Source organism: Desulfatibacillum aliphaticivorans DSM 15576, from assembly GCF_000429905.1.
Taxonomy (GTDB): domain Bacteria; phylum Desulfobacterota; class Desulfobacteria; order Desulfobacterales; family Desulfatibacillaceae; genus Desulfatibacillum; species Desulfatibacillum aliphaticivorans.
The window spans coordinates 22,484-36,351 of the sequence record NZ_AUCT01000044.1 but is presented as its reverse complement, the minus strand read 5'-3'; the positions used below and the strand labels follow the sequence as shown (position 1 = coordinate 36,351).

The 13,868-nt window shown below is 60.5% G+C and carries 1 protein-coding gene (cut by a window edge); it reads left to right on the top strand.

Going from position 1 to position 13,868, the window contains the following annotated elements:
- On the top strand, positions 1–13,868 hold part of the coding region annotated (locus G491_RS36010; protein WP_035220159.1) for an S-layer family protein (this coding region is incomplete at both ends). The annotated region continues 22,483 nt past the right edge of the window; 13,868 of 36,351 annotated nt are visible.

The following is a 13,868-nucleotide window of genomic DNA, read 5'->3' as shown; positions in this document are numbered from 1 at the left end:
AGGCCGGCTCCTTGAACATCACGGCCAACAGCGTGGGCGGCGACGGCACAGCCAATGCGGCCTTGGACATTGACATTGCTTCGGGCGCCAACGTGGTCAACGTGACGGCCAACACCGGCGGCATTTACCTGCGCGACGTGGGCGCGGGCAATGTGGCCTTGACCAATTTTAACCTGACAGCCACAGGCTCCGGCCAGAACGTGTCCATCACGGCGGCCAGCGGCTCCATCCTGGCTAACAGCGCTGCTTTTGATACCAATATCGGCGATGACAACATTTACCTGACCACGGAAAACGTGGGCTCGGCCAAAAATATTGTATTTTCTGCGCTTCTGGACGTGTCCGTGGATAGCGGCAATGTTTACCTAACCAGCACGGGCGATGTGCGCGACAGCGGCGCCTTAACCTTGTTGAAGGCTAACTACCTTGAAATTGACGCAACTAACGGTGTGGGCAGCAGCGGGACGGGAACGGGTTCGCCTTTTAACGTGGACGTAACATCCCTCAAAGCCACTTCCGAAAACGCCATCTACATCCGCGAGGATGATGGAGTGGACGTGATGGGCCTGGAAACCACGGACAACTCCGGCGACATCTGGTTGTCTTCCGGACCCGGCGGCGCCGTGACCATCGTGGCGGCTGGCAGCGGCGGCTCGGGCGTTACCGCCGACAAAGCCGGAACCATCGTCATCATCTCCGAAGCCAATACCATCGACGTTAAAAACAATATCGTTTCCGGGTCCGGCGACATTACCCTTACGGACAACGGGACCATCACATTTTATGGAACCGCCGGCATTACCACCGGCGGCGGAGCAGATGTTTACTTGACCGCGGACGCCGAAGGAAACGGCTTAGGCTCAATTACCTATGACGCAGGCGCCGTGGGCAAAATTTCCGCTGATACAGTGACGGCCCAGGCGGCCCAGGGAATTACCCTGAAGACCACCATCAACATCCTGGAAGCCTCCAACACCCATTCCGGTAATATTACCGTGGTGGAAGACGATGACCTTACCGTCGGCTCCACAGGGGGCTCCGGCGTCAGCGCCAATGCAGGCAGCGTCAGCATCACCGCGACTTCGGGAACCATTACCGTCGCCAAAGACGTTACGACAACCAATACCGGCGCAATCAGCCTTCAAACCACAACAGCAGGCGACATTGACGTCGCCGCCAATATTTCCGCCAACAACGAAGACGTGTGGCTGGAAACCGGCGGTCAGGACGGCACGGTTACCATTAATGACGGTTTTTACGTGGAAGGCGGCGCAGGCGGAAACGGCGGCGTGACCATCGTATCCGACGGCTTCTCCTTTGGAACAGGCGCCCAAACCGGCCAGGCCAAAGCCACAGGTTCGGGCGACGTCCATATTTATCCCCAGACCACCACCTACAATATGGGCGTGAATGACGCAGCCTATGGCGCCAACAATGGCGGGGCGAGCGTGTTCAACGTCACCTCGGCCATGGCGGCGAATAATTTTGTCTTGGGGACTGGCGAACTGATCATCGGCGACGCCTCCATAACCGGCGGCATACGCGTGGGCACGGACGGCTCCTTTTCCATCAATGCCAACCTGGCCTTAATCAATAGCGGCTCCTTTGAGTTCAACGCCGTTTCCGGCGTTGTGGATATTGATGCGGGAACCAATGACGTGCGGATTGTCACGGGCGATCTTTCCGAAGGGCAAAGCGCCGGAACGGCGGCGGACGTTATTGCCCAGAACCTGTATATGACCTCCACAAGCGGCATAGGCGCCGCCGGCCCCGGGGCCATTGACATCGACGTCGATTACGTGAACGCCACGGCAATCAACGGAAATATTTATCTGCAGGACGCCAACGGAACCGGCGGTCTTGAGGTGGACGCAAAGACCTCCGGGGTTGGACAAATTGATGTCAGGGGGAGTTCTGAAACCATAACGCTGAATGATGTTCAAACCACCAACGGCGCCATTACCGCCGTCAATGACGGCAATGACATTATCGCAACCAACGTGGTTTCCGGCAATAACGGAACCATCACCCTGGCCGCCACGGGCGCCGCAGGCGATATTTACCTGGATTACGTGGACGCAGGCTTGGGTCTGGTGGATATCGACGCCGGAACCGGCGGAACGGCCGGCGCCGTCCTGGTTGCGGACGCAGATGCGACGGCGGAAATTGTCGCCGGAACCATCCAGCTTAACGCCGTGGACGGCGTGGGTTCGGGAGCGGGAGTAGCCGCCATCCAATTCGATGCAGGCAGCATTGACGTCTATAATGAAACCGGCAATGTCTGGCTGGAAGCCGTGGGAACCGGCGGCGCGTCCATGAATGTTTCTGTGGGAAGCGCTTCTGGAAATATCGACATCCACACGGCCACGGAAGATTTGACCCTGGTGGATGTGGATACCGTAAATGGAACCATTAATATTTTGGTCACGGCGGGCGACTGGGCCATCGTGGCTACCGACGTTCAAACTGGCTCCAATAATAATATTGCGATAGATAACAGTGTGGGTTCCGGTAATGTCACCATTGATCTCGTGAACGCAGGCTCAGGCAGCGTGGATATTGACGTGGGCGGAAGCGCCCGCAACGCAGATGTTGACGGCGCCGCTGAGATCATCGGCGGGAGTGTGTTTATTGACGCCGGGACCAGAATCAGCGGGGCGGCGGGCATAGCGGCCCTGGATGTCGACGCCACGGTCTTGGACATGGCCACGGTCAATGGAAGCATTAATGTGGACACCGTGGGAACCGGCGGCGTTTCCGTGGACGCCGACGCAGGCGGCAGCGGCGGCATATGGGTGCATGGCGACAGCCTCGAGACCTTGACAGCGAACGATATCGTATCCAATTCCGGCGACATCAAGGTTACTACCAATTATAACCAGAACATGGTTGTGGACCAGATCGTAGCTGGCGGCTCGGCCAACGTCACCCTGGATTCCGATGGAAACATTCGGGAAGCCAACGTCGTGGGCTCGGTGGAAATTACATCCAACGGTATAACGCGAATCTGGGCCGACGCCGGCGGTGTGGGAACGGCGGCCGACGGCATCGAAACCGATATTTACGATACGGTGGGCAGCGTGGACGGCGCAGGCGACTGGGTGATTAACGAAGCCAATGGCATTAGCCTGTTGAACATCGACACCACCACGGGCGACATTATTGTCACCTATGGCAATACGGGATCAGGCACGGCCAGTGTTGTAAACGCGCAAGCTGTAGGGGGTTCCGTTAATATTACAGGCCTTGGCGATCTCAACGCCTATTTGGTTTACGCCAATTCCGACGGCAAGAGCGTCATCCTGCAGGCGACCTCCGGCGATATATACGCCAGGGATGTCCAGGCTTTGGGCACGGGCGCCAGCGACATAACCATCACCACCGTCAACTCCGGGGACATTACCCTGGGCGACGTCGCCGCAGGCCGGGACGCAATCATCACCGCCCACAACAACGTCAATGACGATGACGACGCTGGCGGATACACGGAAGTATCGGCGGGAAACAATATAACCATCACAGCCGGAACAGCCGGAACTCCGGGATACATCGGCCGTGCTACTGCAATAGACATGACCGATCCCGGCCAACTGGCCGAGGCCGTGGACATTAATCCCGGCGCGGGAACCGTCACCCTGACCGCGCAGTCCGGGAACATCCAGGTATATCAGGACGGCAATCTGGCAGTGAACGCCCTGCCCACCATCAACGGGGCGGGCGGCAACCAGATTCTCCTGGCTGCGGGAAGCGCCTTGACCGTCACGGGCGGCTTTACGGACAACAACGCCAACAGCATTGCCTTGGGCGCCCTTTCCGGAGATTTGATCATCAACGCAGGCCAGACGGTCCAGGCGACCACGGGCAGCGTGTACCTGTATTCCGCCATAGGCAACGTGAACCTGATCGGGGACATAGTGGCAGGCGCTGACGCCACGGTGTGGGCCGGCGGCCAGATCACGGACGGCGGCGGCGACGCCATAGCCGACATCACCGCAGCCGCCGGGAACGTGTCGCTTACGGCCTATAACGGCATTGGAACGGGGAGCAACGTAAACGCCGCCCTTGATATCATCACTCCCGTGCTTGACGCCGTCAATGGCATAGATGGCTCCATCGGCGCCGGGGGAATCTTTCTGAACATGCTGGGCGGGACAGCGGCGGGAATTGGCGCCGTCAATATCAACTCGGCCCACTCCAATGCAATAGATCCCGGGCCTGCGTTGCCTGTCTGGATCAATTCCAATGCTTCGGGAGGCCTGACTCTAACGGACGTGGATACGGACGAAGGCAACATTACCGTCACGGAAGCGGCCGGCGACATAACGGTGATTTCCGTGGAGTCTGACACCCATGTTGCGGGAACCAACGACGTCACCATCACCACCACTAACGGCGACATTTTGTTCCAGCAGACCGGCTCTGTAGGAATTCAATCCGATGACATGGTCACCCTGACGGCCGGCAATGGTTCGATTGTAGGAGACGCAGGCACGGCTTCCACGGATGTGAAGGCTTCCCGTTTGGTTATGACCGCAAGCGGAGATATTGGCGCTTCGGGAACCGGTTACTTGCAGACGCAGGTTTCCAACGTGGAAGCCCTGTTTGGGGCCGGCGGACCTGCCACGGCAGGCATCTGGCTGGATAACAACGGCGCTCTTACCATAGGCGGGGCGACCGCCGGAACAGCAGTGGTCGGCATTCAGGGCAGCTCTGTCACAAATTCCACCATTTCCGTCAGTGCGGATTCCGTCACTGTAGCTGAAAGCGTTTTTGCGCGTGATAAAAATGGAGTCGGCCCGGCAGCCTCTGTTAACGGAAGCGCCAGCGTGACCATTACGGCTGACAAGGCCGCGGGAATAACAGTCAATGCAGGTCAGGCTGTTGGCGCCACCGGCGCCGCCGGCGCCACTGTCACCTTTTCTGCGACCGGAACCGGCTCCGGAGCTGTGACTATCAGCGGGACCGTGGATGCTAAAGCAGGCGGCGGCGCCGGTGATAAGGCCGAAGTCAATATTTACGCCGACGGCGACGTGGAGTTGAATAACGCCACGGTGACCGCCGCAGGCGGGGCCAGCGGCTCGGCCGTGGTCAACATCGGCGGGCCGGGAGGCAATCGCATTGGCGGAAATGTGGATATCATTGTGGGCGGCGGGGTTGTGGCAAACGCCGGGTCCAAAGGCGTTTCCGACCTCAACATTTTTGCCGCAGGCAATGTGAACGTCAACCAAGCGTCGGTGCAATCCGTAGGCGGCGTCGCGACCCTTGATATCGGCTCCTCCGCGGCTTCCGGCCTTATCGGCGGCAGCGTGGACATTGAAGGCGCGTTGGTGATGGTCGGCGGCACGGGAGCCGTCGCCAACGTCAATGTGTATGCGGACCACGACATTTCTTTAGGCGCGTCATTACTCACCAGCTTCAACGCCATAGGCCAGAGCGCAACCGTAGTCATAAGCGGAGAAGACGTTTTTCTCGGAGGCTCCGCCTCGGTGCTCAACTACCAGGCCAGGGGCTTGCCGGGCGTCGCCTCCACCACTGTTTCCGCTTCGGGAAGCACGGGAATTGTTGTTGGGGGGGGCGGGTTAATCCAAAATACCGGGCAGATCAATTCGCAGGTCACGTTGAACACCACCGCCAACGGCGGCGACATTGCCATGTATGGCCGAACTTATGCTTTTGGCGGGAACACCGCTCTCATAACTTTTAATTCCACGGACAATGTGACGGTGGACAAGGTCGGCGCCCTGGGCGGCTCCATGCTCGCCAACGCCGCGAATCTTGGCTCCGTGGACATCAACGCCGGGGGCGACGTGGTCATTGGCTCCGCGGGAACTTCCAAGGTGCAGGCCGTGTCAAATACCGGCGCCGCCACTGTGCATATTGACAGCACGGGCGGGACTTCCGGCGTTTCCGTGGGGGCCTTGGGCTCTGTGTTGGGCACGGGCAAGACAAGCGCCTTGGTGGAAATTCATACGGATAAAAACGTGGTGGTGGACGGCGTCGTGACCGCCGCTTCCGCCAGCGGAGCGGCGCAACTTGAGATTGGAACGTTTGGCTCGGCGATTGGCGGCTCCATAGACATCAACGCGGGCGCTGTCGTCAGCGCTACGGGCGCTGCAGCCACGGGAACCAAAGTGGTCCTGAGCGCTGCAGGCAGTATTGATTTAGACGCTCCCCTGACAGTGACCGACTCCGTGGGTACGGTGAACATGTCCGTCATCACCATCAATGGCGACATCACCACAACCGCCCTGAGCGCCCTGAACGCCACAGGCGCGAACCATGCCAGCATCACGGTCAATCAGGGCGGGGCCACCAAAAACGTCACCCTTGGGGGCAACGTAACAGCCATTGCCAATGGAGGAGTAGCTGACATCGCGATCCAGTCGTTCGGAATAGGCTCGTCCGCCCTGGTTACTAGTGGCTCCGTAATCGCCAAGGGAACAGGGTCTGACTTCCGCGTATTGCTTACCGCTCTTGGATTGGGCGGCGACATTACCGTGGGCGGCCCCATCATTTCCGGGGCGGGCACAGGCGCGAACAGCGCCGTGGCCTATGCCAAGGTTTTGTCCAACAAGGGCGATATAACCATTAATGACGCCATTACTCTTGATCCTGTTTCCAATGCGGGTACTGCCGCGATTCAGGGCCAGGGATCCGTGCTTATCACCACCCAGGGCGGCTCCACGGCTGATATCACCCTCACCCAAGGCATCACCGTGGACGCCAAATCCGGCGCGGTTCAAGTGCTGGCTGGCAACAATGCGACCATGGGCGCTTCAGGCGACATCACCGTCACACAGGCCGGATTGACCGGCTTGGGCGACGTGGACGTGACCATCACGGCCGGAACCTCCGGCGCAGGCAACGGACGCATTGCAATGGCCGACGGCGCGGTGGTTGACGCCGGATCGGGCGTGATAGACATCAACGCCCTAGGGAATATCACCATAGGCCAGATCATCACCACATATGCGGGCGGCACGGCCATAACCATCGACTCCACGAATCTCGGGCTTTATGACGCGGGCGACGTCGGGGGAGAAGACATCATCGCCAACGGAGCCGGCGCCATCGTCTCCATCACTACCGAGTATAGCCAGGGCACCAGCTTTGACGCCATAGAAACCAAGGTCACTATCCTGGATTCCTATCTGGGCTCCAACGGCAACATTACCATCGCGGAGACCGACGGACTGACCCTGAGGAACGTGGAGAACGCGGGGGCCGGTTTTGGCGCCATCACCATCACGTCCGCCGCAGGCGACATCCTGGTGGATTCCGTAAAATCCACGAATGGTGACATCACCCTTGCCGCGTTGGCGGGCAGCATCCTGGAAACCAACGCGGACGTGGACTACGACATCATCACAGCCAACGGCACGGCTACGCTTTCGGCCACAGGCAGCATCGGCGCCAGCGGAGCGGCTATTGAAACCCAAATCGCCGTGCTTGATGCCGACAGCTCTGTCGCAGGCAACATCTACCTGGATGAGTACGACGGCATTGACTACGCCAATGTGGACACCGCCAGCGGCGACATTGTCCTGACCTACGGCAACGGCGCCACCGGAACCGCCACGGCGACAGCCGTGGACGCCCAGGACGGCTTTGCGGCCATAACCGGGGCGGGCGACCTCATTGCCGCGCATGTGTACGCCCTGGAAAGCGCGGTAGTGGGCTCTTACGATGTCACCCTCACCTCCACCACCGGAAACATCACCCTGGGCGACGTCAAGGCCGATTACGACGTGACCATCCTGGCTTCGGGAACTCCCGCTGCAGCGGGCACGGGCAACGTGATTGATGACGGCGACGGGCTCAACGGCGCCGCCTACACCCAGGTGGAAGCCGGGCACGACATTTCCATCACCGCATCCGGCGCGTCCGGGTTTATCGGTTCCTCCACGGATATCAATCCCACCATCGCCAACGACCACTGGAAGGCCGTGGACGTGCTCCCGGGCAACGAGCTTAACCTGGTTTCCAACGGAAACATCCAGGTTTACCAGCAAGGCGACCTGGGCTCCCTCAAGATCAACACCCTGACCTCGGGCGGCGGCTCCGACGACCAGATTTTCATCGGCGCGGGCGGCTCCCTCACCATCGCAGGCAGTTTTTCCGAAAACGACGACAACATCCTCCTGGCGGCCATGGGCTCCGCCGCCGGAACCGGCGACGACCTGACCATCAACCCCGTGTTCAGCGTCACCGGGTCGGACGGCAGCGTGTGGCTGTACGCAGGAACAGGCGACGTGAACCTCAATGGGCTGGTGTTTGCCGGAGCCAATGCGGCGGGCTCCAAGAGCGTGACCGTCAATGCGGACGCCGGGTCCATAAACGCCTCCATGGATCTCACGGAAATCACGGCCGCCTCGGGCGCCAGCGGCATTGTGGTCCTTACCGCTCATTCCGGCATAGGCTCCTCAGGCGTGGGCTTCCTGCGCATAGACGCCACCACAGTCAACGCCCATACGGACAACGGCGGTATTTACATTGAAACCGCAGGCCAGGGCGGTGTCGGCATTTCCGCCGAAGACGACGGGGCAGGGAATATCTTCCTGAACGGCGGCAATGAAACCATGACCCTCACGGACATCGACGCCAACAACGGGTCCATCACCGTCACCCGCTCGGGCGTCCTTGGCGACGCCATCGTCATCGTCAGCGTGGAATCGGATACCGGCGGCGGCGTGGGCACAGGCGGCCACGGCATCACCATTACCAACAATACCGGCGACATCAATTTCGGCGGAACCGCAGCCCCGTCGGGCGTGGGCCATATCACGGGCGACGACGATATTTTTCTGACTGCAACCTCCGGCTCCATTGTGAGCGCCACGGGCACGGCAGCCATCGATATCACCAGCCTCAGCTCAGCGGACACGGGCTACCTGTACATGGAAGCCGACGGGAACATCGGTACCCAGGCCAACATGATCATGACCCATGTGGACCTGTTGGAAGGCCAGTTCGGCAAGAGCAATGCCGCGGCCACCTTCTATCTGCAAAACGACCAGACCCTATCCATTGACGGCCCAAACACCGGCGTGTTCGGCGGGGCGGGAGTTGCACCGGGTGCAGCCACTGGAAATCAAAAAATATCCATCGTGGCCACTGCTTTGAACGTGAATGACGATGTGATTGTCCAGACCTCGGGCGCCACGGGCAAAGTGGTCCTGGTGACCACAACCGGGGATATCGATTTTGGCGCCAGCGCCGATGTGAAGGCCCAGGCGGCCAACACCGCCCTGGTTGGCATGCTCGCCTCCAGGGATCTTTTGCTGGACGCCAATGCCGGCACAATCAACGCAGCGGCCTCCGCCGGAAACGCCCAGGTAAATGCGCAGGTGGTGCGGAACCTCCTGGTGACAGGAACCGGCGCCACCATTACGGCTACAGGCGCCGGGACGGCGACTGCCACCGGATCGGTCAAGCTGGATGCTTTCGCCGGCTCAGTTGATATTGACCATGGCAGCGCCGTGGCAGCCACGGGCGTGGCCTCAGCCACGGTGGACATCAACGCCGTGACAGGCGTGACCATCACGGGCAAGCAGGCGGTCGAGGCCTCCAGTTCAAGCGGGGCGGCGAATGTGGATATCAAAGCCTCAGCAGGAGGCGTCTCCATCCAGGGTGGAAACGTTGCAGGCATTGCTGATGCCGCCGTTCATGCCACCGGCAATGCCGCCGTGAGTGTGCTTATTGAAGCCGGAACCGATGTGGCCCTGCAGGCCAACACGGGCGCTGGAACCTACGCCATTTATGCTAGTTCCGTAACCAACAACGGCGCCATTGACATCAAAGCGGGAACGGCAGCCGCCGCCAGCGGCAGCGTGGTCATCAGTTCCAAGGTTCTGGGCAGCGCCGCCGGTGATGCGACTATTTCAATTGACGCCGCCGGCGACACGGGCGCCACCGGCTCCAAAACCGGTGCGGATATTATCATCAACGGGATCGGATCAATCTTGGCCCAGCCCGGATCAAACGCTTCAATCAGCCTGACGGCGGACAATGACGTTACAATCAGCGGAAGCGGCGGCGTCCATGCTTACGCGGGCGGGGGCGTGACGGGCTCGGAAACTCATGCCACGGTAAACGTTACAGCTTCAACCGGCAGCATATCCGTTACTGCAGACAGCGCGGTTGCAGCCGTCACTACCGGCTCCCATAGCGTGGAGAGCGTCACCCTCAATGCAGGTCAAAACGTGACCCTGCAGGGCGCTAACGCAGTCTATGCCGGCGGTTCGGGAGCCGCCGACACCGCCGACACGGCCACGGTGGATATCGACGCCGGCGGAAATGTGGATATCAGCGAACACTACGCCGTGCAGGTGAATAACACCAAAAAGGCGGACGTGCAGATCAAGGCCGCAGGCGGCTCCGTAACCATCGAAGGCTCCGCCGGCTCCATCTACAAGGGCGCGGCAGTCTGGGCCATCGGCGACAACACGGCGGATGTGACCATCGAAGCCGCAACCGACGTGACCATACAAACCACGGCGCCCGCCGGCTATGGAATCATTGCGGGAACGGACAATGGCCCGGCCACAGTGGATATCTCCGCAGGAACCGCCAACACCGCAAGCGGCAGTGTGATTGTCAACGCTGTGGTCGGCGCGGTCGCCTGGACAAAGGGCAGCGGTACAATTAAAATTGACGCAGCCGGGGACACCGGCGCGATCGGCGCCAAAACCGGGGCCAATGTTGTAATCGGCGCAACAGCAGGCTTACTGGCGGGAGGCGGCAGCAGCGGGACTGACAACGCCAGAATCACCATTACGGCGGATAACGACGTAACAGTCAGGGGTGGATTGGTCAGCCAGGGCGATCCATTGGGAGCCGACGCCTATGTGAATATTGGAACCGCAGGGGATCATGTCGGCGGGGATGTGGTTGTTTCCGGCTCTGTGACTGCAACCGGCGGCAAAACCGGCGCCGATACGGCGGGCGTGAACGTTTACGCAGACGGAAGCCTGACTGTCGACGGCGGCGCCGTTCAAGCCACGGTGGGAACGGGCACCGGCCATGCCCAGGTGAACCTGGGCACGGGCGCCAATAAAATCGGCGGAAACGTCACCATTCTCGGCGGCGGCCTGGTGACGGCCGCGGGCGGCGCGGGCGCGAGCGACTACGTCGAGGCTTATGCAAACGGCGCCATCCAGTTAGGCGTGAATACATCCGGCTCCGGCAAGATCAACGTGGCTTCCGCCACGGGCGCGGCCACCCTGAGCGGCTCCTCCGTAGTCATCGGCTCAGGAACGGCCGCAGGCTCGGTGTCGGCTTCGGGCTCACAAAAAGCCTTTGTCGCCATCAATGCAACCAACACCGTCACCATGGGCTCCCTGGGCGTGATTCAGGCCACGGCGGGCGCCCAAACCGGCTCCATTGACATCAACGCCGGCGGCGCAATTGGTCTGGACAACATTGTGAAGGCGCAAAGCACCAACGGCGACGCTTTTGTGAATGTGGACTCCGTTGCCGGCGGCATCAATGTGGGCTCCAATGGTACGGCGGGCGTGCTGGCCGACGCAGGCTCGGGCCTGGGGGACTCGGGCAAGGTGGAATTCCTGGCTGGCGGAAACGTAGTCATCAATAACGACGTAAAGGCTGTGGGAACCACGGCGGCCGTCAATATCGGCCTCTCCGGGGATTCCATAGGCGGCGCCGTTACTTTGAACGACTCCGGGGACGGCATTGACGCAACCGGGACAATCGCGACAATCCAAATAGATGCGGTCGGCAATGTGTCCCTAAATGAAGACGTGGCTGCAAACGGCGTTGTTGACGGAAGCATTTCCGTGACTTCGGACGGCGCCGTGGGCATTACCATCGGAACCGGCGGGGGAACCGGACTTACGGCCTCCGGCAATGACGCGGACGTCATTCTGAATGCAACCGTTGGAGGGGTGGAGATAAACAATAAAGTCTCTGCAACGGGCGCCACCGCTGTTGTTGACATTGACGCCAACAGCACGGGCACGGGGGTTAACGCCGCCCTTGTTATCAACGATAATGTTTCTGCGATAGGGGCGACCAGCTCCACGGTGGACATCGACTCCAACGGAAATACCGGTGAAGTGATCATAACCGGCGGCCTCATCGCAGGAGCGGGCGCGGGGAACCTGGGCAGCGTCAACATTTCCTCCCATTGGGGGGACATCACCCTGAGCGGCAGCGTGTCCATTGACGTGGGCGCAACAGGCACGGACAAATTCATAGTCACCACCCAAGGCGGCGTGGACGCCGACGTCTTCATAAACGCCCCCACGGAGATTATAGGTTCCACTGGCTCCGTCAGTATCCAGGTGGGCGACGACCTCATTTTTGACGCCGCCGGCGATATTGTGGTGAACCCCCTTGTGGGCGGAACCGGCGCCGGCGCCGGCTTTTTCAGCTTCGCCATTGCAGCCTCCACGTCCGCCAGCAATGACGGCGTAATCCAAATGGCGGACGGAACCGTGATCGACGCAGGCGCCGGCGTGGTCAACATGCAGGCTGACGGAAACATAACCATAGGCCAGATCATCACGGCCAACGCCGGAACCAACGCCGTGATCATCAGCACGAGTTCAGGCGCCGTCCTGGATGCGGGCGATACACCCGATCCCAGCGGCGTTACGGAAGACATCATCGCCAACAACGGCGTGGCGCGAGCGACAATCACGGCTGCCAACGGCATAGGCGAGACGGGTGGAAACGGCCCTATTGAAACCCAGGTGGTTCGGCTGGACGCCAGCGTGACCACCGCCGGAGACATCTATATTACGGAAACCGACGCCATTATTCTGGAAGACGTGGACACCAAGACCGGAACCATCGTGATCCAGGCTGGCGGGCTCATCACGGCCACGGACGTGCAGATCATCGACCAGGGCTTAGGCGAATTCATTAGCCTGACCTCCACAGGGGCCGGCATCGCCGTAGATTTGGTCGCCATTGACGCAACCGACGCCAACGGCGGCGGTCAGGGCAGCATTGTCCTGGACGCCCAGGGCGGAAGCATTACGGATTCCGGCAGCGACACCGCAGCGGACATCATCTCCAAGTCCGGAACCGCCTATCTGACTGCTACGGGAAGCATAGGAATAGGAACGGGCGCAGCGGCGGCCATCAATACGCGGATCGCCGGCATCCAAGGCAGCACCACAGTATTGGGCGACATCAACATCCGGGAAGCCGACGACATCACGCTTCAAAGCCTTGTCACCAATTCGGGCGACATCTTTGTGGATTCCGCCAGCGGCGACGTTACGGTCATGATCGTGAGCGCGGGCGGAACCGGCGGCGGTGAATTCGGCAACGTAACTATTCAAGCCCTGGGAACCGGCAAGAGCATCCTGGACGACGGAAACAAGGCCACGGTCATCTCCGGCGGAGGCCCCACCTCCGGGCCGGGCAGCGCAGGCGCCACCCTGGACCTGCAAGCCGGAATGCACGTGGGCGGCACAGGCTCTGACGTTTCGGCCATCGATCTGTTTGACGAGGCCGATGCAGTGCGGGCCATCGACGTGGACGCCAGCACCTTCGGCAGCATCACGGTAAACTCCTCCGTGGACGCTGGCAATACAGGCAATATTCAGCTTTACGACGCAGGCTCGTTTAATATTTCAGGGCTTAATCTGAACGTGGGCGGAACAGGCAACCAGGTTTACCTGGGCGCAGGAACCGGCATGAATCTGAACGACGTCTTTACTGCCGGCTCCAACGACCTGGGTCTGGCCATGTACAACACCGCCGGAACCCTGGGCATCGGCGCCAGCGGACAAGCGGCGGCTTCCGGCGGCTTCAAGGTGGAAGTATACTCCGCCGGCGACGTGTCCCTGGGCGGAACCGGTGTAGCCGGCGGAGCGCTCAATACAACCGGCATTGTG